Here is a 24,888-nt window from a genome sequence, read left to right on the forward strand (position 1 = left end):
TATGTTTAGTTGCGCTTTATTGTGTTAAGCGCTTATCAGTAGTCCATAATTCTCTCGAATTGACCGCTTTATCAATCCAATCAAACTGATTCCGTCTTTTGCAGTGACACTGATGGCTGTTCGTTACGCATTTTTCGTTTTGCCCACAGGGCCAATAGTGCGGGCCCGATGTACATTGCTACGCCATATACACCAGGTGCAATCGCGAAATCATGCGCATCTAAAAAGGTAATACATATCAGCATTGCAAGCGCCGCGTTTTGCACGCCTATTTCAATGGCTAGCGTTAACGAGTCTTTAAATGCTAGGTTTGAAAGCTTAGCAAGCCCGAGCCCTAACAAAACCGATGATAAATTTAACGTTAAGCAAACCAAAAACGCGCGTTCAAAGGACGCGGCTAAATTATTTCTCTCTGAAACCAGCACGCCCACAATCATGAGCAACATAAAGTACATGGAAAACTGCCGAAAGAAGCTTTCAGTTTTAGTAGCAAACCTGCTATTAAAGCGACGAATGGTCATGCCTATAGTGACCGGTACAATTGATATACCAACCAGCCCGATCACTGTTTGAATAATAGAAAAGTCTGGCGTGTTTTCTTTTACAAAGTAGTCAAGAGCAAATTGAATGATAAATGGCGTTGAGAAAACGCAAGCGATGGTAGAGATAGCGGTTAAGCTTACTGAAAGGGCCAAATTTGCTTTTGCGACGTGGCTGATTAAATTACTGGTCGTGCCGCCTGGGCATGCCGCTAAAACCATAACGCCAACTGCAATATAATCGGGTAGTTCAAAAACAAAGCACAGTCCTAGCGCCATCATAGGCAGCAAAATGATTTGACCTATAAAACCTGTTAATACTGCTTTAGGCGCTTTAAGTAATCGGGCAAAGTCAGAAAGGGTCAGCGTTAGCCCCATACCAAACATAACAAATGCCAACGCTAGAGGTAACAACACCTCGGTAAGTACAGATGCCTGCATGCACACGCCCCTTACAAAAGAAGCCTCTATTAAAGAAACCTTTTATTAACATTTAAGCCAGTGTACTCTGTTTAATAATAAATAAAAATGATGCCTTATTATGGAAACCCATAAATAATATGCATGGAAAATTAGATCTAAATTTGTTTGTTGTGCTGCGCGCGGTCTACGTTCAGGGCAGCATTACGAAAGCCGCCAACGCACTGCATATCACTCAGCCTGCGGTGAGTCACGCCTTAGGTCGCCTGCGAGAGAAGTTTGATGATCCGCTGTTTATTCGTCATGGACGACAAGTCGTGCCTACCCCATTTTGCCAAGGCATTATTACATCGGTTGTGAAATCAATAGAGACCCTTGAAAGCACGTTAAAAGGCAAAGTGGGCTTTGATATTAGTGATAACCCCCGTCAGGTGAACCTTGGCTTGAGAGATATTTTAGAATCTATATTTTTTCCTGTGCTTATTCCTGAGCTTATAAGACATACTCCCAATATCACGGTGAATAGCAGACAAGTTACCTGGCCAGAGCTTGCTCCCGCATTAGCCGCTAAAGAGCTTGATATCGTAATTGACGCGTTAGTTCCCACCAGCCGTGACATTCGTTCACAGTTTATCTGCGAAGAAACGTTTGTCGTGGTATGCGCGCCTAGCAATAGCTACGTAGAAAACCCGAGTATCAAGAGCTACTCACTTGCACAGCATGCGCTTGTATCTTTAAAAGACTCTAAATTGGATACGGTTGATCTAGCCCTTGCCCAGCACAATTTACATCGCAACATCGCATTGCAGTGTGAACACTACTTTGCCGCCGTTAACGTGGTTAGCCAATGCGATCTTTTACTGACCATGCCAACGCGATTCGCCCAACAATTCAGTAATAAATTCGATATCGAAATTCTGCCCCTTCCATTTGACGTCCCCCCACTCCCCGTGCACATGTACTGGCACAAACACGCCGATGAAGACTTAGTGAATGTATGGATGCGGGATAAACTTTTAGAAGTGGCGAATAAGTTGGGGTTATAGCGCGTATTTGTGTTGCTGTAACACAATGGTCAAGCAAGCGTCACGGTAGTGTCAATTTGCAAACCTATAGTGACGATCCAAGGCATCGCTTTGGGAAACCGCTATGAAAAAGACACACTATCGTACGCTTTGGCTTTCAGATATCCATTTAGGGAATCGCGACTGCAAAGCTGAATACTTACTTTCCTTTCTTAATAGCATAACCGTAGACACCCTCTATTTGGTGGGTGATATTGTTGATATGTGGCAAATGTCCAAACAATTTCGCTGGCCAAAGGCGCACAATCAAGTCATGCATAAATTCATGCAAATGAGTCAGGAAGGCACCCGTGTGGTGTACCTGCCCGGAAACCACGATGAGCCAATTCAGTCTTATTCGGGTATGGCCTTCGGTGATATAGAAATAGAGCGAGAGTTGGTTCACACCACAGCACAAGGGAAGCGTTATTTAGTCTTACATGGCGACCAGTTCGATGGTGATGTGACTATGGGCAAATTCCATGCGTGGATTGGCGATAAAGGTTACGACCTATTGCTCTTTCTTAACAGAGAGTTTAATCGCCTACGTGCGTGGCGCAAGCGAGAATACTGGTCACTTGCAGGCTATATTAAAAAGCACATTAAGGGCGCGAATGAAGCGATTACTCGTTATAGAGAGGCATGCTGTAGGCGCGCCGATGAAGTGGGGCTCGACGGTGTTGTGTGTGGCCATATTCATCACCCTGAAAGCAGCATTGAAAACGGCATTCACTATATTAATGATGGGGACTGGATAGAAAACTGTAGTGCACTGTTAGAAGATGTGAACGGTAACTTATCTCTTATTCATTACCTTGATTCATTGGAGTCAGCCACAGTAACACCAATTACAACCAAAACCTCTCGCTCAGAAGCAGCTTAGTTTGCATTAGACAAGTGGGGCGTTACCGGCCCCAGACTTTTGCTACTCAACAAGCAACAAGTTAATTCCAAACCTATCCATCAAGGTTAGAGCCTGTTGTCCTGTGCCCCTCATCATAGGTCAACAGGCTCTAATTACAACATTTTAACACTGTCAAATAACTGCCATGAAACTGTGTGAAAAACGTCACATTGCCCTGCTATTGTTCGCCAAAACCGGAAGAGAAACAGGTTCTATGTTTACTGTAAATGACGTACTGAACAAGCATTATCCTCAAGTAGCGAACAACCCCATTCTATTTAAGTCGCTGTCTTTCGCTTTAAGGCACCTACTCCATGAACGTGAAATTACCGAATTTGGTGAAGCCTATCCGCATTACGAAGATATCGATTTCGTAGAGCAAGTGCTGGAATATTTCAATATCAGCTACTCCACGCGCGATGTAGAAAAAGAACGTATTCCAAGTGAAGGCAGAGTGGTGATTATCGCGAACCATCCGATTGGCTCACTCGATGCTCTTGCGCTTATAAAATTGGTTAGTGAAGTACGTCACGACTTAAAGGTGGTTGCCAATGAAATGCTTATGGCCATTAAACCGCTTCACGATATGCTGCTCCCTGTAAACAATATGCAGGGAGGCACACCAAAACAGCATTTATCGGCAATCCAAAAACACCTTAACAGCGACGGCGCCATACTGATTTTTCCTGCCGGTGAAGTTTCTCGATTGCGCCCGCAAGGTGTTCGCGACACCAGATGGCACACAGGTTTTTTACGCATTGCAAAGCAAGCAAAAGCGCCGATATTGCCGGTTTATATAGACGCGAAAAATAGCCCACTCTTTTACGGCGTGTCCATGGTATATAAGCCTTTAGCCACTGCGCTGCTCGTGAAAGAGATGTTCAAACAGCGTAAGAAGCATTTACCTATGCGCATTGGCGAACTTATTCCATTTGAAGCGTACCAGCAAACCAATATACCGCTAAAAGAGCAGGTAAAGTTATTTAAGCGCCATCTGTATCGCATTGGCAGTAACAAGAAAGGCGTATTTGAAACACAGGCTTCTATTGCCATGCCAGAAGACAGAAAAGAACTGGCCCGCGCTATGCGAGACTGCGAACATTTAGGTGAAACTGGCGACGGAAAATCAATTTATCTATACCAACACAAAAGTTGCTCTCCGATAATGCGAGAGATTGGCCGGCTGCGAGAAGTTGCGTTTCGCGCTGTGGGCGAAGGTACCAATAAGCGTAGAGACATCGATCAGTACGACTCCCACTATTATCACCTTGTACTTTGGGATGACAACGATTTGGAAATTGCAGGAGCCTACCGCTTTGGCGACGCTGAGCTTTTGACAGCGCCAGAGCATCCTACCGGGCTCTACTCCGCCACCCTGTTTAACTACGGCAAGAACAACGATAAACTTTTCAAGGAAGGCTTAGAGTTGGGGCGAAGCTTTGTCCAGCCTCGCTACTGGGGAAAGCGTAGCTTAGATTATTTGTGGTTTGGCATAGGCGCATTTTTAAGCCGCTACCCTAAGTATCGCTATCTTTTTGGGGCGGTTTCGCTAAGTAATGCTTACCCCGAACCCGCTAAAGACCTGTTAGTACAATTCTATTCCACGTATTTTCCTGCCAAATTTGGCGAGGTGACCTGTAAGCGCCCTTATCAAATGGCGCAAGATACCTTGCATCAATTCACGGGTAACGACTACAAGGCGGAGTTTACGCAGTTGAAGCATTTACTGGCTAACATGGGCGTAAACGTGCCAACACTGTATAAACAGTATTCTGAAGTAACTAAAAACGGCGGTGTGGCGTTTTTAGGTTTTAACGTAGATCCCGATTTCAATGATTGTATCGACGGACTAGTCGTGGTTGATATGCAAACGCTTACTGAGAAAAAACGCAAACGCTATTTAACAGATATTCAGCTTAAGGCGTCTGCGTAAATTATCCATAAGGCCCAGTTAAGTTTTGGTTTTCGTTTTAGTTTTAGCTTCAAATTCAACTGGGAGCCTTGTGATGAGCATGGGTAACAGGAGCCATCGTTTTATTCACCGTGATATCAATAGCAGATTGACCCGTGATTCATCAAAAAGGGAGGGGGTTGCTAGTCCCTCCCTTTTATTTATCTTCCACCTAGCCAAATTGAGCAGTACTCATCGACTCCCAATACTTAAAAGGATATCGGTGTAAATATCTTCAAGTGTTAGGAGATCAGATAAGTGAATGTGTTCGTTTACCTGATGAATCGTTGTATTTGGTACACCCACTTCAACAACTTGTGTGTGCTCGCCGGCAAAGAAGCGTCCGTCTGACGTACCACCAGAAGTACTAACAACAGGATAACGCCCCGTTGCTCCCTTGATAGCTTTCTCTACGCAGGCAATTAGGCAACTACCAGAATTATTCTTAGGTTTACTAAGATAAGCTTCACACGGCCTTGAGAAACTCACCTCAGCTTCTGCATCAACATCATTGATAATATTGCGAAGTAACGTAGATAGACTGCATTGATCAAAGTGCCAAGAGTATCGCACATTAAACTCTATTCTTACCGAACCTGGCACTATGTTGTCGGTAAAACTTCCTGAATCTACGTGTGTAATTTGAAGCGTAGTACCAGGAAAATCGTCGCTTCCTCTATCAAATGGGTACTGTGTTAGCGCATTAATTACAGTGCTCGCTTTGTGAATAGCATTCACAGCCATTTTTGGATAGGCCACATGGCCCTGCTTACCAGTGATATAGATAGTTCCAGAAAGTGAGCCCCTGCGGCCAATCTTTATTGTGTCGCCGGTTTTTGCAGATGCAGAGGGTTCGCCAACTAGGCACATATCAAGCTGTACATTCTTGGATGCTAAGTATTCAGCTATCCACTTAGAACCCCACTCCGCTTCCCCTTCTTCATCACTGGTGATTAGCCACCAGAAAGACACCTTTTCCTTTTCTAACGAGGTAATGGTTCGCTCTGTAGCAGCTAGCATAGCAGCAATGCCCGTTTTCATGTCGGCAGCGCCACGCCCATACAGTTTGTTTTGGCTTATTACTGGGCTAAAAGGCGGTGACTTCCACTTATCTAGTGGACCTGGAGGCACGACATCAGTATGACCGCTAAATGCAATATTAATCGGCCCAAGCCCCCACTTGGCGACGAGATTGCTCACACCATTTATTGTGTGCTGTTCACAGGCGAAGCCGAGTTTTTCGAGCTTATATATCAAATAGCTTTGGCAACCTGCGTCCATGGGGGTAATTGACGCCCTTGCCATTAGCACTTCGGCGAAATGAATACTACGGGCAGAAATAGTTGAGCGTAAAGGCTGAATAGACATACACGGATAACCCCTTATTAAGCTTTGGGCTATTACACGGAGTCAACGTGACAGGCTAATAACAGTTTTACGACAAAGCCGTGACAGAAAGGATATCTGATCTAAAAATAGGAATAAGGAAGAAAGAAGTGCGTGCTAGCTCGTTAAGATTTGTCTAAAACAGCGCACGTTGTTATAAATAGAGCATTACTTATAGAAAGGCATTACTGTGTTAAAAATCATTGTTTTAATACCTCTCATTTTGTCGCTACTCTGGTTTGGCTACTTGCAAGCCAATAAGTACACACTAGAACAAGGCAAACAAGGGTTTCTGTATATATTCGTTTTGTCTGGCGTCATTGCGGCATTTTATACACTGATGTTGTTCTTAACGAATTAACGCACGTCAAATAAAAACTAAGACCCCCTTTAGGATAAAAAAAGCCAGCATATTAATAGATGCTGGCTTTTTAGTATTTACTGATGTCACTGCTTAACGCGGCGAAAGGTTCACCGCGATAAGGCTTATAGCGATTGTGATATTGTCACATCCGCGTTTGCGCGTAGCGCATCAATATACTGTTGGTAAACGCGCTGACCTTGAACTTGAGCAAGACGTTGCTTCAGGCTTTCACCCAGTTCATTTTCAAGCTCTGGAGCTGCATTTACGCCTTCTAGCATGACGACAGCTACATCGCCGTTTACAGTCGTTGCAACGTCTACTTTATCATCGCCTTCAAGAGCAAGTGAGAAAAGCGTATCAACTAAAGCGCGTGCAAGTTCGCCGCCCGCTCTTGGCACAGCGGCTGCTGTTTCCCAAGCCACAGACTTTTCCGCAAGCTCACTTTCAACACTTTCTCCCGCACGTACTTTTTGTGCGATATCTCGCGCCCAAGCTTCAGCCGCCTCTCTTGATTTTTCTGCTTTTACAGACGCTTCGATGCCTTCGCGTACTTCATCAAGTGATTGAGTACGTTGTGGTTGGTGTTCCACTACTCGTGCAACAACTACTGTTTCGTCGTCAATTTCGATGATATCGCTATTAAGCCCTTCATCAACAAGCTCAGAAGAGAAAGCAACGTCTAAAAGACCAGGAAAGCTTAGCTCAGCAGGCGCTGTGTTACGGCTGAATAGTACTGATTCTTGTACTGGTAAATCAACCGCGTTCGCTGCATCTACTAGGGTATCTGGTACTTCAAAAGCAATTTCCGCTAACGTATTTTGAAGCTCAAAGTACTTTTCCATTGCTGCGTCGTACAGAAGGGTATCGCGAATTTCACTAGCCACTTCATCAAATGACTTCACTTGCGCTTCTTTAACATCTGTCAACTTGATAATGTGGAAACCGAATTCGGTTTCTACCACGTCAGACACGTCGCCTACATTTTCTAAAGCGAATGCGGCTTCGTCGAATGCTGGGTCCATCATTTCTGGCGTAATAAAGTCTAGATCACCACCATTTTCAGCTGAAAATGTATCATCAGAATTTGCCTCTGCAAGAGTCGCAAAGTCGGCACCGTTATCTAGCTCTGCTTTCAGTGATTCTGCTTTTGCTTTCGCAGCATCGGCGTCATCACCCGCTTCGATTAGAATATGAGAAACACGGCGCTCTTCCTCTTTTCCGTAGCTTCCCAGGTTGTTTTCGTAGTAAGTGCGAACCGCTTCTTCATCTACCGAAACACGGTCTTTTAAGTCGTCCACGCTTAGCTTCACGTATGCAAGCTTAACCTGCTCTTCAGTATCGAACGACGCGATATTATTGTTATAAAATGCTTCCACATCAGCGTCTGTCACTTCAATAGAACCAGCAAACTCGTCAGAACTGACTAACACGTATTTCGCATCGCGAGTTTGACGCTGTAGCGCGTTCGCCTGCTGCACTTCACCGTCCAATGCAAATGAAGAGTTCGTTAACGCCGCAGCCAACTGATTTTGTGTCATTTGAACACGTAGATAATCGCGAAAATCTGCTACTTGGAAACCGTTTTGACGAAGAATAGCTTGAAAGCGTTCGTTGTCGAACTGACCACCAAACTGGAACTCAGGCATTTGTGTTATGGTTTCGCGAATTTGTTTATCACTTACGCGCAATCCCATGTTTTCAGCTTGTTGCTGAATTAGTTTTTCAGCAATCAGTCTGTCCAATACATTTCTTCTGAAATCTGCGAGGTATTCCTCACTAGAGAAAAGCTGCGCGATGCTTTCGCCGTATTGTGACTCCATTTGTGCACGCTGATTTTGGTATGCACGCTCTAGTTCTTGTGCCGAAATTTCTTCGCCGTTTACAGTAGCTACTGCTGTAGTACCTGATGATGTTAGGTAGCTACCTACACCTGCGAATACGAAACTTAAAACGATTAGCGCGATAATCGCCATCGCCCATGGGCCTTGAGAACCTTCTCTGATTCTTTCTAGCATGATTGTTCTTCAACTCCGTTGCTTACTACAGTTACCTCAAAACATCACAAATCCGTGAGTGCGAGGTAAAATAAGCGCTGATTATAACCCAATGCCGCCGAATATAAACGACCAAAACGCACTATTTGTGCCGTCTTTCGTTAAGTTCGAACGTTGCGAGGACATGTATAAAACTCATCAAGCCTCGAAGGGTTATTTCTATTCTTAAAATATTGGGGTCAAAGTCATTACTCTGACCCCAATATTAATTTCTTTTCTTTAGAAATAAAAAAGGCGATGGACTAGCCATCGCCTTTTTCTATAATTTTTGTGCTTAGTTACAAGCGTCTTTCAGTGCTTTACCAGCTTTGAAAGATGGAACTTTCGCTGCTGAAATCTGAATAGTCTCACCAGTTTGTGGGTTACGGCCACTGCGAGCTGAACGTTCGCGAACTGAGAAAGTACCAAAGCCTACTAGTGCAACTTGGTCGCCGTCTTTAAGCGCAGCAGTTACTGAGTCAGTGAATGCGTCAAGAGCGCGGCCAGCAGCTGCTTTAGAAATGTCTGCACCAGCAGCGATTTGGTCGATAAGTTGAGACTTGTTCACAATTATGATCCCCTTCGATTGTTATTATACTGTTTGTCCAAAACGATTTTGCTTGAACGTTATAGCAAGCTTGATTGTTAACATCAAGCTTCAGTCACAAATAATTAACTTTATTAATGAATCGCTGCAATCCCTTTTGTGGCAAGGCTTCAAGCGAATACCACTTAAAGGTAACACAACTTTTGCGACTTGAAAGCCCTATTTTTAAAAAAATCAGCTTTTCTTTCGCCCAATGCACATTTTTTGTTCAATTATTGCAATTTTATAGAAATAAAACGGCTACACGCCTTTAAAAACAAAGGATTGTAGCCAATCGATTAAGTTACTTTTTAACCACCTTGAAGCTTTCTACAGGTTCCTGCAGTGCAATATCAAGGACTTCATCAATCCACTTAACCGGATGGATAGATAAATCTTTCTTCACATTATCTGGAATTTCTTCCAAATCACGTTCGTTATCCTTTGGAATAACTACTGTTTTAATGCCGCCGCGATGCGCTGCTAGAAGCTTTTCTTTAAGCCCACCAATAGCGAGTACTTCGCCGCGCAGGGTGATTTCACCGGTCATAGCCACGTCACACTTTACAGGATTACCCGTTAGTGAAGAAACTAGCGCGGTACACATTGCTATACCTGCACTCGGACCATCTTTCGGCGTAGCACCTTCAGGCACATGCACGTGAATATCACGTTTTTCATAGAAGTCATCGTTTATACGAAGCTTTTCAGCACGACTTCTTACCACTGTCATAGCAGCCTTAATCGACTCCTGCATGACATCGCCCAAAGAGCCTGTCGACGTCATTTTACCCTTACCAGGAACCGACGTGGTTTCAATAGTCAGTAAGTCACCACCTACTTGCGTCCAAGCAAGTCCTGTAACTTGGCCAATTTGATTGTCTTTATCGGCTTTACCGTAGTCAAAGCGTTGAACGCCAAGATAATCTTTAAGGTTATCCTGCGTTACGACTACTTTATCTTTGCTCTTCTTAAGCAAGATGTCTTTAACCGCTTTACGACATACCTTAGAAACCTCACGCTCTAGGCTTCGCACGCCCGCTTCACGGGTATAATAACGAATCATACCAATCACGGCAGAATCGGTAATTTCCAATTCTTTCGCTTTCAGACCATTGCGTTCCATTTGCTTGCCAATTAAATGGTTTTTCGCAATGTTGAGTTTTTCATCTTCTGTGTAGCCAGATAGACGAATCACTTCCATACGGTCAAGTAACGGGCCTGGAATATTCATGCTATTAGAGGTGGCTACGAACATAACGTCTGACAGGTCGTAGTCGACTTCCAGATAGTGATCACTAAAGCTGTTGTTTTGCTCTGGGTCTAGCACTTCAAGAAGCGCCGAAGCTGGGTCGCCACGCATGTCTGATGACATCTTATCGATTTCATCTAACAGGAACAGTGGGTTTTTGACCCCAACTTTCGCCATTTTTTGCACTAGCTTACCTGGCAGTGAACCAATGTAAGTACGGCGGTGACCACGGATTTCTGCTTCGTCACGCACGCCACCTAGCGCCATACGCACATATTTGCGGCCTGTCGCTTTAGCAATAGATTGACCTAACGAGGTTTTACCTACACCAGGAGGACCAACAAGACAAAGTATCGGGCCTTTTAGCTTTTTAACACGCTGCTGAACGGCCAAATATTCAAGAATGCGCTCTTTCACCTTCTCAAGACCATAGTGGTCTTCATTGAGCACGCTCTCTGCGCGAGAAAGGTCTTTCTTAACCGGCGAGCGCTTATTCCAAGGTACGTTAGTGAGCCATTCAATGTAGCTTCGAAGCACGGTAGCTTCTGCAGACATTGGTGACATCATCTTAAGCTTTTGAAGTTCAGCTTTCGCCTTATCTTCTGCCTCTTTAGGCATTTTAGCGTCAGCTATTTTTTTAGACAGTGCTTCAAATTCATCAGGCGCGTCATCTAGCTCACCTAACTCTTTCTGAATGGCCTTCATCTGCTCATTCAAATAGTACTCGCGCTGGCTCTTTTCCATTTGCTTTTTAACGCGGGTACGAATTTTCTTTTCGACCTGCAGCAAATCAATTTCGCCTTCCATCAGCGCCATGAGGTATTCAAGACGCTCATTGACGCCCTGCATCTCCAGCACTTTTTGCTTTTCAGTAAGCTTAAGAGGCATGTGAGCAGCCATGGTGTCAGCTAAACGAGCCGCATCTTCAATGCCATTTAGTGAAGTCAGTACTTCTGGTGGAATTTTTTTGTTTAGCTTTACGTAACCTTCAAACTGAGATACCGCAGAGCGAATAAGCACTTCTTGTTCGCTCTCATCAATATCTTCGTCAGTTAGTTTGTCTACATTTGCAACGAAGAAAGGCTCTGACTGCTTATAGCTTTCAATTTCACCACGCACACTACCTTCTACCAACACTTTAACCGTGCCGTCAGGTAGTTTCAGAAGCTGTAAAATAGTAGCAATGGTACCAACGTTATAAATGTCGTCCGCTTCAGGCTCATCTACGCCAGCGTCTTTTTGTGCTACTAGGAAAATTTGTTTGTCATTATCCATTGCCGCTTCAAGGCAACGAATTGATTTCTCACGCCCAACAAATAGGGGTATGACCATATGCGGGTAAACAACCACGTCCCGCAAGGCAAGCACAGGAATTTCAATGCGATTTTCACGCTCAACTGTCATACTTGTTCTCAATTAGTTTGAAATGTCATTTTTATATGGGGATGCAAGAGCAAAGTTCAATCGAAACTTATTAAAGTGCGTTAATTCCTTAACCTTACCTTCCCTGCTCCAGGGCCTGTTGACCTTAGTATAACCATTATCGATTTTGCTCCGAATGGCAATACAAAACTCAAAAATCTAGTAGAAAGGATAGCGAGAATTGCTTTAACTGCTCAAATATCACTCATTCTCAGGAGCTTCACCTCAATTATACGTAGGTAAGAATAGCCAAATAACGCCTTAAATTTTTGGGAGGAATAAAAACAAAAAAGGCCCCGAAGGACCTTTTCTTTTTTATAAATCAGCGTCTATTCAGACGCAGCTTTTTTTTCGTTGCTGTCGTAAATCAAAATTGGCTTTGATTCACCGCGAATGACGGTTTCATCAATAACAACTTTGCTAACATTTTCCATTGAAGGAAGGTCGTACATAGTATCAAGTAGAACCGCTTCTACAATTGAACGAAGACCACGAGCGCCTGTTTTACGATCCATTGCCTTTTTGGCGATCGCGTTAAGTGCATCGTCGCGGAATTCAAGCTCTACATCTTCCATCGAGAATAATGCACCATATTGTTTGGTGATTGCATTCTTAGGCTCACGTAGAATTTGAATTAGTGCTTCTTCGTTCAACTCTTCAAGACTTGTTACAACCGGAAGACGACCGATGAATTCTGGTATCAAACCATATTTCACTAAATCTTCAGGTTCAACTTGCTTAAACAGTTCACTTATTTTCTTGCTGTTATCTTTTGACTTAACAGTAGCACCAAATCCGATACCGGTATCTTTTTGTGCTCGCTGCTCGATAACTTTATCAAGACCCGCAAACGCTCCGCCACAGATAAATAGAATCTTAGAAGTATCAACCTGTAAGAATTCCTGCTGTGGATGTTTACGTCCACCCTGCGGAGGAACAGACGCAACCGTACCTTCGATTAATTTTAGAAGCGCCTGCTGTACACCTTCACCCGATACATCTCGAGTAATAGATGGATTGTCAGACTTACGAGAAATCTTATCGATTTCGTCTATGTAAACAATTCCGCGCTGCGCTTTCTCAACGTCGTAGTCACACTTCTGCAGTAGTTTTTGAATGATGTTTTCAACATCTTCACCTACATAACCCGCTTCTGTTAGCGTGGTTGCGTCAGCCATGGTAAATGGCACATCAAGTAATCGCGCTAGTGTTTCTGCAAGCAATGTTTTACCACTACCTGTAGGACCAATTAGCAGAATATTACTTTTGCCAAGCTCTACGCCTTCGTGAACGTCGCCATTGCGCAAACGCTTATAGTGGTTATATACCGCTACAGATAATACCTTCTTTGCATGTTCTTGCCCGATAACGTAATCGTCTAAATGAGCATGAATTTCACTTGGTTTAGGTAAAGCGTCCTGCTTTTGCTTTGGCGCGATTTCCTTAATTTCTTCGCGAATGATATCGTTACATAACTCAACACACTCGTCGCAAATAAATACCGACGGGCCTGCTATTAATTTTCTTACTTCGTGTTGGCTTTTGCCACAAAACGAACAGTACAGTAGCTTATTATCACCGTCACCGCTTTGCTTATCACTCATTACTTTTGCCTCTGCCTTGCCTGAGCCGAAAACCAAAACGTGCTATGCACTGGCTCAGGTCTACTATAACTATACTACTTAGTTGCGGCTACGTCAGATCGATTTGCTAAAACTTGGTCAACAAGGCCGTATTCTTTTGCCTCAGTTGCGCTCAAGAAGTTATCACGGTCTGTGTCACGCGCGACTTTTTCATAGTCTTGACCGGTATGGTCTGCCATAAGACGATTCAATTTCTCTTTAATAGACAGAATCTCTTTCGCATGTATTTCAAAATCAGAGGCCTGACCTTGGAAACCACCAAGCGGTTGGTGAATCATTACGCGCGAGTTAGGTAGACAATAACGCTTACCTTTTGCTCCTGCAGATAGTAAAAATGCGCCCATGCTTGCAGCTTGGCCCATACATACTGTGCTCACGTCTGGCTTGATAAACTTCATCGTATCGTAAATTGCCATTCCAGCAGTTACGGAACCGCCAGGTGAGTTTATGTATAGGAAAATATCTTTCTCTGGGTTTTCAGCTTCTAAGAACAACATTTGAGCAACGATGAGGTTGGCCATGTGATCTTCAACTTGTCCTACTAAGAAAATTACGTTTTCTTTCAATAGGCGAGAATAGATGTCGTATGAGCGCTCACCTTTAGAGGTTTGCTCAACAACCATAGGAACAAGTGCATTCATTGGGTCAAACGGGGTATTAGTCATAGCTACCTTGATTATCTAGCGTTAAAAACAAAAATGCTCGGAAGGCTCCGAGCATTTAAGCAGTTGCTGACAAGTAATGTCAATCAGACAGTAAAAAAATTACGCCTGTTTGTTCATAACCTCGTCAAAAGCCTTAGTTACTTCTGTAACTTTTGCTTGCTCAAGAACCCACTCAATAGCTTGTTCTTCTAGTGCAACGTTTTGCATTTGCTGCATAAGCTCTTGGTTATTGTTGTAGTAATCAATAACTTCTTGCGGATCTTCATACGCTGAAGCAGCAGTTTCGATCATCTCGTTAACTTTCGCTTCGTCTGCTTTAAGTTCGTTCTGCTTGATCACTTCACCTAGAAGAAGACCAATAGATACGCGACGTTTAGCGTTGTCAGTAAACAATTCAGCAGGTAGGTCTGGAAGGTTCTGACCACCACCTTGTTGGCTGAAACGCTGTTTAGCTTGCTCGCGTAGTGCGTTTACTTCTTGATCGATAAGCGCTTGAGGAATATCAATCTCGTTAGCAGCAACTAGCTTAGCAATTACGTCTTCTTTAACTTGTGCTTTAAGCGTTTGGTTTAGTTCACGCTGCATGTTCTTGCGAACTTCTGCTTTAAGCGCTTCTACACCACCTTCCTCAACACCGAATAGCTTAGCAAACTCGTCGTCAACTTTTGGAAGGTCTAAGCCTTCTACTTTCTTAACTGTAGTTTGGAAAACTGCATCTTTACCTTTTAGGTTTTCAGCGTGGTAATCTTCTGGGAAAGTTACTTCAATAGTAACTTCTTCACCCGCTTTCGCGCCAACTAGTGGCTTTTCGAAACCAGGGATCATGCGCTCTTTACCAAGCTCAAGTGCGAAATCTTCTGCTTTACCGCCTTCGAACTCTTCACCGTCGATAGAACCAACGAAGTCAATGATAACTTTGTCGTCTTTCTTCGCTTTACGCTTAACTTCTTTCCAAGTTGCGTGCTGCTTCTGAAGCGTTTCCATCATGTTATCAAGATCTTTGTCAGTAATTTCAACTACTGGCTTTTCGATTTCGATATCGCTAACACCTTTCACTTCTACTTCTGGGTATACTTCGAAAGATGCTGTGAATTCTAGGTCCTGACCATCTTCGTCTTTAGTCAGTTCAAACTTCGGCATACCAGCAGGCTGAATTTTTTCTTGAATCACTGCTTGGTAGAAGTTTTGCTGCATAACATCGCCAGCAACTTCTTGGCGAACAGCTTGGCCGAAACGCTTTTTGATTACGTTTACAGGAACTTTACCTGGACGGAAGCCGTTGATGCGTTGTGTTTTCGCCAATTGCTGTAGACGTGACTTAACTGCTGAATCAACCGTGTCAGCTGGAACGGTGATAGTAAGACGGCGTTCTAAACCCTGGGTCGTCTCGACTGAAACTTGCATTATGTTACCTCAACTATACGCCTTTACAGGCGTTTTGTTCTCAATCCCCTCTCCCGCCATGCAATAGTTGCATTTCACTCCGGGGTAGAGGTCGTTATTCGACGTTTATAAAATCAAAGTTAGGACACGAAACTGTGTCAAAAAGCCAACCCGAAACAAACGTACTGGTTAAAAAAAGACGCGGTAGTATACAGCCGCATACCACAAGAGTCGAGAGGCAAACACAAGTTTGTAACATCCATTTGAACGCATTTTGACCAAATAACATAACTATTGGCCTAAATAATGAAAAAGAGGGATTTTTAGTGAATTTATCGAACAGAGAAAAGAAAGTGAAAAGAAAGATAATGGTCGGTGAGACAGGATTTGAACCTGCGACCCCTTGTACCCAAAACAAGTGCGCTACCAAGCTGCGCCACTCACCGACAGAGATATCTTTTTGATAAGCTTTATTAAGCTTGAAAATATGGTGCGGAAGGAGAGACTTGAACTCTCACGCCGTGAAGCACTGGAACCTAAATCCAGCGTGTCTACCAATTCCACCACTTCCGCTAAAAGTGGGGTGGACGATGGGACTTGAACCCACGACAACCGGAATCACAATCCGGGGCTCTACCAACTGAGCTACGCCCACCACTGTAGTCCTGAATATGTTTATGTGTGAATTGATAAACACATAAACGCATATCGAGCTGTCAGGACCTAACTGGGACGCTCGATAGTGCTCTTTATTTCAATTCGCGAGCAGCAAGTTCAAGACATTAAATCGCTGAACTAGGGATAATCGCCAAATCGAAAAAAAGCATAAATGGTCGGTGAGACAGGATTTGAACCTGCGACCCCTTGTACCCAAAACAAGTGCGCTACCAAGCTGCGCCACTCACCGACAGGAATGCTTATACTAAGCTTTTAATAAAGCTTGAAAATATGGTGCGGAAGGAGAGACTTGAACTCTCACGCCGTGAAGCACTGGAACCTAAATCCAGCGTGTCTACCAATTCCACCACTTCCGCTAAAAGTGGGGTGGACGATGGGACTTGAACCCACGACAACCGGAATCACAATCCGGGGCTCTACCAACTGAGCTACGCCCACCATAGGTGTGTTTGCAATTTACACGCTTTATTTTAGCAGTGTAAATGTAAAAATTCAGCCTTGCTATCAGGACCTACCTGACTCGCATGGCGCGCCCGGCAGGATTCGAACCTGCGACCCACGGCTTAGAAGGCCGTTGCTCTATCCAGCTGAGCTACGGGCGCTTGGCGAATCTTCGCTGCAAAAATGGTCGGTGAGACAGGATTTGAACCTGCGACCCCTTGTACCCAAAACAAGTGCGCTACCAAGCTGCGCCACTCACCGACTGATGTACCGACCTAAAAGCGTTAGCCTCTGTGCCGTTACGGGGTGCGAATATTACTGACATCCCCCCACCTCGTCAAACACTTTTTCAAATAAAATCATCAACCGCTCACAAAGCATCCATTCTCACGTTTTTTTAACCAATTGAGTTAGATTTCACCTGACTTGAGTCATACTTTTGGGCATCGAAGTTAGATATCTAGCACGTTTATAACTGCACACTTTAGCCCTATGAACATTCAACAACAGTTACATCCTCAATAGGATAATTCACTAAACATTCATCAATGGGCTTGGGTTACTAAAAGGGACACGTTGTTTATTGTCTTAAATTAAGAACAAAGGGCGTTTCAACAATGTTCGATCACTTAAAGATTAACAGGCTCTAATAATTGCTAGAGTATTACTCCTATTTTATGAAACAATATAGGGCACTTGTTGACCACCCAACCATATAAGAATCGTACAAGACTATGACCGCTCATCTTATTGACGGCAAATTAATTGCCAAACAAGTTCGCCAACACGTAACATCCTATGTTGAATCACTGACACAAGCAGGTAAAAGGCAACCAGGTCTTGCCGTTGTTCTTGTCGGCAGCGACGCAGCCTCTCAAGTTTACGTTTCTAATAAGCGTAAAGCATGCGAAGAGGTTGGTTTTGTCTCTCGCTCTTTCGACCTTCCTTCTGATACCACAGAAGAAACCTTGTTAAATTTAGTAGATGAGCTAAACGAAGATAAAGAAATAGATGGAATATTGGTTCAGCTTCCCTTGCCTGCGGGCTTGAATGCAGAGAAGGTGCTTGAGCGTATTCACCCTCATAAAGATGTTGATGGATTCCATCCCTATAACATCGGCCGTCTTGCCCAGCGTATTCCTGCGCTACGCCCTTGTACGCCAAAAGGCATTATGACCATGATCGAGTCTACTAAGCGCCCTGTTAAAGGCTTGGACGCGGTTATTGTAGGTGCGTCGAATATTGTGGGTCGCCCTATGAGTCTTGAGCTATTATTAGCAGGCTGCACTGTTACTACCTGCCACAAGTTCACTCAAGATCTTAAAAGCCATGTGCAACGCGCAGATTTACTGGTAGTTGCAGTGGGTAAGCCTAATTTTATCCCTGGCGACTGGGTAAAAAAAGGCGCGATTGTCATTGATGTTGGCATTAATCGTCTGAACGATGGTTCATTAGTAGGTGATGTAGATTTCGAAAAGGCGAAAGAGCGCGCAGGATGGATAACGCCTGTACCAGGTGGGGTTGGCCCAATGACGGTAGCAAGCTTGATCGAAAATACACTTGAAGCATACGTAAAATATCACTCTTAAAGCACCAAAGCCCAACCTAATTTTAAAGGCAGAAATTAAAACTCTGCCTTTTTGCTTTATACTGCCTCCAACATTAAATGCTGATTCAAATTGACCAACACCTTTATGGCAGACTCTAAATCCCTGTTGTGCGAAAAGCACGTTATTGATGCAACGCTTAACTGGGTTGACGACATTGTAATAAAACACAACTTTTGCCCATTTGCTCGCTATGTCCGAACGCCCAACCAAATAAGATGTGTGGTAATTACAGGCGATGCAGGTGAAGTCATTCAATCCCTTTATGATGAATTGCGCCACTTAGAGGAGAATGATTCTACTGCTACAACACTAATTGCGCTTACTCACCCAGCTATCGCTGATTTTGAGGAGTATCTTGATGTGTTGGCTATTAGCGATAGTATGTTACACGACTGGGGATTTAGTGGTGCTTATCAGCTAGCGAGTTTCCACCCTGACTACGTGTTTGACGGCAGCGACGTAGACGACGCCGAAAACTATACCAATCGCTCACCCTACCCGCTTTTACATCTAATTCGTGAAGCTGATATTACGCGTTATATGAAAAATGAAGAAGATGCTGAAAAGATATTCAGTCACAATATAGAAAAAGCACAGGCCCTTGGTTGCCCTTATTTTCAGGACGCATTGGAAGCGATTAAAAAAGATAAGCCCACTCGATAAAACACATGTAATTTTCTTTTTTCTGTTAAGTTTAAACACCTGAAGTAGAAAAAATTATACATATGAATTAGGCGGGCCCCAAGAAATGGATTGCTCCAGGGAACCCAAACAAACATTTTGCTCACGACAAACAGAATGTTTAATTTGGCTCAAGCTTTCACTTGAGTTGATACTTTACCTGCTGATTATGTGAGTAATATGACAACTTCAGATATTTTCGAATACGTTAAGGTTATCGCGTGAATACCCATCATTCTTTTTCTATTTCGGCGATTGCAACCGTCGCTACGCCCTTCAAACAAAAGTTTGCCATTCCAAGACAGCCCAATTTAGCTAAAGCGCAAGGAGTGATCACCTTCGAAGAAGGTTTCGACGATATTCACATGCTTAAAGGGATAGAGAATTACAGCCACCTGTGGCTACTTTTTATCTTTCACCAGAACATTGAACGCGGTTGGAAAAATACGGTAAAAGCGCCTCGCCTAGGTGGAAACGCTACTATGGGGGTGTTGGCAAGCCGCAGCACGCACAGGCCAAATGGAATCGGCATGTCGGTAGTAGAAAATAAAGGCATAATCAGCAAAAATGGTAAGGCGCAGTTAGTGGTGGAAGGTGTAGATTTAGTAAACGGCACACCACTTATCGATATTAAGCCCTATATTTCTTATGCAGACAGCATTACTAATGCCACCGATAAGCTTAATGAAATTAGTCCTATTCCCAATCGTGAAGTGTTATTTGCAGACAGGCTCAAGCCTATACTTGAGGAAATAGAAAAAAGGCATCACGACTTTTCTGCCTTGGTAAAGGCTGTATTAGCGCAAGACCCCCGCCCTGCTTATAAGCAGCAACTTGATAACGACGAAAAAACTTATCGCGTTACCCTTTACGACATAGATGTGGGTTTTGAAATAAAAGACGCCGCTGTTCGGGTCACCGAACTGGTTCAAATAGGATAATTACACTAATAGTGTCAACAGTCTGTGGCGAAATGCCTCACAGTTAATTAGAATACGCCAAAGCGTGTGACAACCTGCCACTGTATATGAACCTGTCAGAGTAACGTGACGTTCAGCTTATCAGAGGCCATCACACCCATAGTCATAAATACATTTATAACAGGAAACCTGCTTTACATGCGCACTAGTCAATATTTGCTTGCCACGCAGAAAGAAACACCTGCCGATGCAGAGGTTATCAGCCATCAGCTTATGCTAAGAGCTGGTATGATCAGAAAGCTAGCCTCGGGTCTTTACACTTGGTTGCCTTCTGGTCTTCGTGTACTTAATAAAGTAGCCAATATTGTTCGTGAAGAAATGAACAAAGCAGGCGCTATTGAAGTGCTAATGCCAGTTGTACAGCCCGCCGACTTGTGGGAAGAATCTGGACGTTGGGAAGAATATGGACCAGAGCTGCTTCGCATTAAAGACCGCCACCAGCGTGATTTCGTATTAGGCCCAACACACGAAGAAGTGATTACTGCGCTAGTGCGTAACGAAATTAGCAGCTACAAACAGCTTCCACTGAACCTGTACCAAATTCAGACTAAGTTTCGCGACGAAGTACGCCCTCGTTTTGGCATTATGCGTGGTCGCGAATTTACCATGAAAGATGCGTACAGCTTTCACTTAGAAGACAGCTGTTTAGAAGAAACGTATCAGAAAATGTATGACGCTTACTGCGCTATTTTCTCGCGTATGGACCTAGATTTCAGAGCAGTCATTGCCGATTCAGGTTCTATCGGTGGTAATCATTCTCACGAATTCCATGTACTTGCAGCATCAGGTGAAGACGACATCGCTTTCTCAAATGAAAGTGATTACGCAGCAAACGTTGAAATGGCTGAAGCTGTGGCTCCTGAAAAGGCTGTCGCCTCGGGTGCAGCGGTAGAAACTAAAGATGCCAAGGGCAAAGATTTTAATGCCATTCTAAAAAGCGTAGAAGCAGAAGCATCAAACGCCGTTAAAGTAGTATTAGTTAAAGCCGCTAACGAAGTAGATAGTAAAGGCGAAGAAGTGGTTGCTGACAAATGGGTAGCCCTTGTACTTCGTGCTGATCATGAACTAAATGATGTTAAAGCTGAGAAATTAGACGGTGTTGCAAGCCCGCTTGTAGAGGCTTCGTTTGAACAAGCAAAAGATATTCTAGGTGTGTCACCTTTGTTTGCTGACGCAACCAACCTACCTGTTCCAGTGTTTATTGACGCCAGTGCTGCAGCCCTTGCTGACTTCACCACTGGCGCAGGCGCAGGCGGTAAGGTAAATATCAACGTAAATTGGCCAGAAGGCACAATCGGTGTTGATATTCGCAATGTAGTAGCTGGCGATGCATCTCCTGACGGGAAAGGCACGCTAGATATTAAACGCGGCATCGAAGTGGGTCATATTTTCCAGCTTGGTAGCAAATATTCAGAAGCCATGAATTGTGGCGTTCTAAGCGAGTCAGGCAAACACCAAACCCTTACTATGGGTTGCTACGGCATCGGGGTGTCTCGTATTGTTGCAGCGGCTATCGAGCAAAACCACGATAAATTTGGCATAAAGTGGCCAGATCCTATTGCACCGTTTAAAATTGCATTAATACCAATGAATATGCACAAGTCTCATCGTATCAAAGAAGCAGCAGAAGCGCTTTACGAAGAGCTAGTAGCGCTTGGCGTTGAAGTTCTATTTGATGACAGGAAAGAGCGCCCAGGTGTCATGTTCAATGATATGGAATTAATTGGTATACCTCATAGCATTGTCATCGGTGAAAGAAACCTAGATAATCAACAGGTTGAGTATAAAAACAGACGTACTGGCGAGAAGCAGTTGTTGGATCTTAGCGCAGCAAAGGATTTTGTAGCCGCTCTCTAATGCCTAAACTCGTCTAATAGATAAGAAAAGAGGGCGTATGCGGTTAACATTTTATGGCGTAAGAGGGTCAATCCCTACCCCGGGAGCAGCTTTCGTCCGCTATGGTGGCAATACTGCATGCGTTCATATTGAGCTTGAGGATGGTACCGATATCATCCTCGACTCAGGCACAGGAATTCGCTTACTCGGCGAGCGCCTCGTTCAGAAAGACACGCCAATCCACCTTCTATTAAGCCATAATCATTGGGATCATATTCAAGGTTTTCCTTTTTTCGCTCCGATTTACCAAGCATCGCGCGAAATTAATATTTATCCTGGTCAAACTCTTCTTGATGAGCCTGACCAAATTTTAAAGCAAATGGAAGGGTCTTTATTTCCAGTGCCTCGCAGCGCGCTGAAAGCAAACATCTCCCTTGTTGATATTCCCAAATCCACAAACCGCTTTTCAATCGGCAGCGCAACTATTACGCGTCTAGCGATGAATCATCCTGGCCATGGAAGTGCTTATTGCATTGAAGCTGATGGTGCAAAAGTTGCCTATATCACTGACAATGAGCTTTACCCCCCTTATAAAAAAGAAACCGACTTTATCGACTTCGCAAAATTTGCGCAAAATGCAGACTTGCTCATTCATGATGCACAGTACATGTTATCTGATATGCCAGCGAAGAACGGATGGGGGCATTCGGTGGCAGAAGAGGCTGTAAAACTAGCTATGGCATGTAATGCTAAAAAATTAGCTCTGTATAGTCATGATCCAGAACGCACCGATAGCGATATAGATGATGTCGTAGACCATTGTAATGAATATGTCACAGTGGCAGAGTCTAATTTACAATTATTTGCATCTTCAGAAGGCCAAGCACTGGACTTCAGTTAAGCATAACAATAACCCCACGTTACGGAGAATTAAAGGTGTCTGTGTTAAAGCCTTTTGTATTTTTGGCAGCACTATTTGCTGCCTGCACGCCTGTGTGCGCACAACAGTCGTCAGAAGTGGTAAACGAACAATCACAAACTGTTGAAAGTAGCGAACAAGCAACCGCGACTAAAAGTGAAGAAAATCAAACGTCACAAAATGAAGAAGGCATTGAAGTTATTGATATCATCAAACGTGACACTATCACCGAAAGTGCGCTTGATAATCGCTTAGAAGGTGATAAAGAAGCGTTAGATAACGTTTTCGCTATCACTCAGCATAGACAAAATTACCTACTTCCAATTACCTACGTTTCCAACCCTAGCACTGTCGCCAGTGAGGAATTAACGAACGAAAACGTTGATAATAAAGAAGCAAAATTCCAAGTGAGTGCAAAGCTTCCTCTGTATTTGGAAGATACAGGATTCGATGGTATTTATTTTGGTTTTACCCTGACTTCTTTTTGGCAACTCTACAATAACGAAGCATCTAAACCTTTTCGCGAAACCAACTATGAACCAGAAGTCTTTTGGCAAGAGACTGCGGATTACTCTGTACTTGGCTACAAGTTTAATACCTTTCAGGTGGGTTTCAATCATATGTCCAATGGTCAAAGTGGACTACGCTCTCGAAGCTGGAACCGCATATTTGCATCGATTGTTTTTAGCGACGACGACGATATCTACTACCTAAAAACCTGGTACCGTATTCCTGAAGACGAGAAAACAAACCCACTTGATCCTACCGGTGACGATAACCCAGATATACTAGACTATTTCGGTAGAATGGAATTTGGTTATGGCAGAAAAATTGGTGCTTTTAAGGTGTTGGCGCTTTTGCGAAACAACCTTGATTTAGATGAGAACCGAGGCAGTATTCAGTTGGACTTCACCTACCCTATCTCTGACCGTTATGAAGTATTACTGCAGTATTTTAACGGCTATGGCGACTCACTAATCGATTATAACCGTTCACAGGAACGTATTGGTATCGGCTTCCAGCTATTGTTCTTATAACCCTGTAGCACCTGTTTTTAGGTTCAAGCCATTTCAATACGAAATCGGGGACTACTTTAACGTTATCCCCGTTCTCTTATTAGTTAATCACGCCAGCGGCGCGATAAAGCTGAATATGCACATCTACCAGTGCTGCTATATCTCTTTGATAGCCTCCACCGATAACGGCAGCAATTGGAACGCCTAAACGCTCAGCTAGAGCAAACACTTGTTTATCCCTTTCATATACGCCTTGTGTAGATATGTGTAAGTGGCCTAAATCGTCATTTACATGCACATCAACGCCTGCGTCATAGATAATTGCATCGGGCTGAAACTGCCTCATTACCATCGTTAGCGCTTGCTCAAGCGTAGTTAAATATTCATCGTCTTCAGTGCCTTTATCGAGCCCAATATCAATATCGGAACGCTGCTTCCTGTGAGGAAAGTTCTTTTCACCATGAATAGATAAGGTAAATATATCGCGGTCATTTTCGGCGAGTTTGGCTGTACCATCGCCTTGATGCACGTCTAAATCGACAATAAGCACATTTTCAATGGAGGAGGTTTGAAGCATGGTTTTTGCTGCCAGATATAAATCGTTAAACAAGCAAAAGCCTGAACCAAAATCCGCAAATGCATGATGATACCCCCCGGTTAAATTCAGGGCTTTGCCATGCTCTAATGCAAGCTTGGCGGTTAAGCAAGTCCCGGCAACAGCGGTACGCGTGCGCTTAATCAATTGTTCCGACCACGGAAAACCAATTCGACGCATGGCTTTTTTATCAAGCGCTCCAGTGGTAAGTGCCTCGACATAATCCGAGTCGTAATAGGTTCTTAGAAGAGATAAATCAACCGCTGACGGGCTAACAAATCGCGCTTTTTCCACCCCCCGATTTATAAGCTCATCTCGAATACCCACATACTTTTCAATGGGGAATCGGTGCCGCTCAGGTAGATCTAACTGGCTATAAATGGGGTGGAATACGAGTGGTGTTGTCATTCTTATCAGTACTAATTATCAGAAATATACGTCTAGAACAGCAAAAGAAAAAGGAGTCTGCATATTACTCACACACTCCCTCCCCTGCTTCATTCTAATACTGACAAAGCAC

18 protein-coding genes and 8 tRNA genes are annotated in these 24,888 nt (G+C 43.7%); 9 read left to right on the forward strand and 17 right to left on the reverse strand.

Annotated features, from left to right (window positions below; genetic code table 11):
* Positions 1-80: 80 nt before the first annotated feature.
* A complete protein-coding gene (locus BGK61_RS04150; protein WP_076011573.1) occupies positions 81-980 on the reverse strand; it encodes a bile acid:sodium symporter family protein in 900 nt (299 codons plus the stop codon).
* 119 nt (positions 981-1,099) lie between these two features.
* Between BGK61_RS04150 and BGK61_RS04155 the strand changes: the two genes are divergently transcribed.
* The 3 genes from BGK61_RS04155 (at position 1,100) to olsF (ending at position 4,860) form a co-directional block, all read left to right on the forward strand.
* Complete coding sequence (locus BGK61_RS04155) at positions 1,100-2,005, forward strand: LysR family transcriptional regulator (RefSeq protein WP_076011572.1); 906 nt, start codon at positions 1,100-1,102, stop codon at positions 2,003-2,005.
* Positions 2,006-2,108: 103 nt separating this feature from the next.
* Positions 2,109-2,906, forward strand: a complete 798-nt coding sequence (locus BGK61_RS04160) for a UDP-2,3-diacylglucosamine diphosphatase (protein WP_076011571.1) — start codon at positions 2,109-2,111, stop codon at positions 2,904-2,906.
* A gap of 235 nt (positions 2,907-3,141) precedes the next feature.
* Positions 3,142-4,860, forward strand: a complete 1,719-nt coding sequence (gene olsF, locus BGK61_RS04165) for a bifunctional ornithine lipid synthase OlsF (protein ID WP_076011570.1) — start codon at positions 3,142-3,144, stop codon at positions 4,858-4,860.
* Between the two features lie 210 nt (positions 4,861-5,070).
* Here the strand turns inward: olsF and dapE are convergent, their stop codons facing one another.
* From dapE to BGK61_RS04240, 15 genes are all read right to left on the reverse strand, one after another.
* Positions 5,071-6,246, reverse strand: a complete 1,176-nt coding sequence (dapE, locus tag BGK61_RS04170) for a succinyl-diaminopimelate desuccinylase (RefSeq protein WP_076011569.1) — start codon at positions 6,244-6,246, stop codon at positions 5,071-5,073.
* A 504-nt stretch (positions 6,247-6,750) separates the two neighbouring features.
* The gene (locus BGK61_RS04175; RefSeq protein ID WP_076011568.1) at positions 6,751-8,643 is read right to left on the reverse strand and encodes a SurA N-terminal domain-containing protein; all 1,893 of its coding nucleotides are present in this window, start codon (positions 8,641-8,643) and stop codon (positions 6,751-6,753) included.
* 313 nt (positions 8,644-8,956) lie between these two features.
* Entirely contained in the window at positions 8,957-9,229 is a 273-nt protein-coding gene (hupB, locus tag BGK61_RS04180; RefSeq protein ID WP_012518978.1) for a nucleoid-associated protein HU-beta, read from the reverse strand.
* A gap of 322 nt (positions 9,230-9,551) precedes the next feature.
* The gene (lon, locus tag BGK61_RS04185) at positions 9,552-11,903 is read right to left on the reverse strand and encodes an endopeptidase La (protein ID WP_076011567.1); all 2,352 of its coding nucleotides are present in this window, start codon (positions 11,901-11,903) and stop codon (positions 9,552-9,554) included.
* Positions 11,904-12,250: 347 nt separating this feature from the next.
* The gene (gene clpX, locus BGK61_RS04190; protein ID WP_014999032.1) at positions 12,251-13,525 is read right to left on the reverse strand and encodes an ATP-dependent protease ATP-binding subunit ClpX; all 1,275 of its coding nucleotides are present in this window, start codon (positions 13,523-13,525) and stop codon (positions 12,251-12,253) included.
* Positions 13,526-13,599: 74 nt separating this feature from the next.
* Positions 13,600-14,229 carry an ATP-dependent Clp endopeptidase proteolytic subunit ClpP gene (gene clpP, locus BGK61_RS04195; RefSeq protein ID WP_014950147.1) on the reverse strand — a complete coding sequence of 210 codons (630 nt, stop codon included), beginning with the start codon at positions 14,227-14,229 and terminating at the stop codon, positions 13,600-13,602.
* A gap of 99 nt (positions 14,230-14,328) precedes the next feature.
* On the reverse strand, positions 14,329-15,633 hold the full coding sequence (gene tig / locus BGK61_RS04200) for a trigger factor (protein WP_076011566.1): 1,305 nt from the start codon (positions 15,631-15,633) through the stop codon (positions 14,329-14,331).
* Positions 15,634-15,981: 348 nt separating this feature from the next.
* Positions 15,982-16,058, reverse strand: a tRNA-Pro gene (locus BGK61_RS04205).
* 42 nt (positions 16,059-16,100) lie between these two features.
* A tRNA-Leu gene (locus tag BGK61_RS04210) sits at positions 16,101-16,185 on the reverse strand.
* 6 nt (positions 16,186-16,191) lie between these two features.
* Positions 16,192-16,267 (reverse strand) — tRNA-His (locus tag BGK61_RS04215).
* A gap of 175 nt (positions 16,268-16,442) precedes the next feature.
* Positions 16,443-16,519: transfer RNA gene (locus BGK61_RS04220), tRNA-Pro, on the reverse strand.
* Between the two features lie 42 nt (positions 16,520-16,561).
* A tRNA-Leu gene (locus BGK61_RS04225) sits at positions 16,562-16,646 on the reverse strand.
* A gap of 6 nt (positions 16,647-16,652) precedes the next feature.
* A tRNA-His gene (locus BGK61_RS04230) sits at positions 16,653-16,728 on the reverse strand.
* An 87-nt stretch (positions 16,729-16,815) separates the two neighbouring features.
* Positions 16,816-16,892: transfer RNA gene (locus tag BGK61_RS04235), tRNA-Arg, on the reverse strand.
* A 23-nt stretch (positions 16,893-16,915) separates the two neighbouring features.
* Positions 16,916-16,992: transfer RNA gene (locus BGK61_RS04240), tRNA-Pro, on the reverse strand.
* Positions 16,993-17,465: 473 nt separating this feature from the next.
* On the opposite strand from BGK61_RS04240, the gene folD reads away from it, so the two are divergent.
* The 6 genes from folD (at position 17,466) to BGK61_RS04270 (ending at position 23,794) form a co-directional block, all read left to right on the forward strand.
* The gene (gene folD / locus BGK61_RS04245) at positions 17,466-18,320 is read left to right on the forward strand and encodes a bifunctional methylenetetrahydrofolate dehydrogenase/methenyltetrahydrofolate cyclohydrolase FolD (RefSeq protein ID WP_014999034.1); all 855 of its coding nucleotides are present in this window, start codon (positions 17,466-17,468) and stop codon (positions 18,318-18,320) included.
* A gap of 105 nt (positions 18,321-18,425) precedes the next feature.
* A complete protein-coding gene (locus BGK61_RS04250) occupies positions 18,426-19,004 on the forward strand; it encodes a DUF1415 domain-containing protein (RefSeq protein WP_076012626.1) in 579 nt (192 codons plus the stop codon).
* A gap of 239 nt (positions 19,005-19,243) precedes the next feature.
* Positions 19,244-19,963 (forward strand): tRNA (N6-threonylcarbamoyladenosine(37)-N6)-methyltransferase TrmO, encoded by a 720-nt coding sequence (tsaA, locus tag BGK61_RS04255; protein WP_076012625.1) that lies wholly within the window; start codon positions 19,244-19,246, stop codon positions 19,961-19,963.
* 177 nt (positions 19,964-20,140) lie between these two features.
* Positions 20,141-21,859, forward strand: coding sequence for a proline--tRNA ligase (locus tag BGK61_RS04260; protein ID WP_076012624.1), 1,719 nt, complete (start codon positions 20,141-20,143; stop codon positions 21,857-21,859).
* A gap of 37 nt (positions 21,860-21,896) precedes the next feature.
* Positions 21,897-22,739 carry an MBL fold metallo-hydrolase gene (locus tag BGK61_RS04265; RefSeq protein WP_076012623.1) on the forward strand — a complete coding sequence of 281 codons (843 nt, stop codon included), beginning with the start codon at positions 21,897-21,899 and terminating at the stop codon, positions 22,737-22,739.
* Positions 22,740-22,774: 35 nt separating this feature from the next.
* Positions 22,775-23,794 (forward strand): phospholipase A, encoded by a 1,020-nt coding sequence (locus tag BGK61_RS04270; protein ID WP_076012622.1) that lies wholly within the window; start codon positions 22,775-22,777, stop codon positions 23,792-23,794.
* 79 nt (positions 23,795-23,873) lie between these two features.
* Here the strand turns inward: BGK61_RS04270 and BGK61_RS04275 are convergent, their stop codons facing one another.
* Entirely contained in the window at positions 23,874-24,776 is a 903-nt protein-coding gene (locus BGK61_RS04275; protein WP_076012621.1) for a histone deacetylase family protein, read from the reverse strand.
* Positions 24,777-24,888 lie beyond the last annotated feature (112 nt).

This window comes from Alteromonas abrolhosensis, from assembly GCF_001953635.1.
Classification (GTDB): domain Bacteria; phylum Pseudomonadota; class Gammaproteobacteria; order Enterobacterales; family Alteromonadaceae; genus Alteromonas; species Alteromonas abrolhosensis.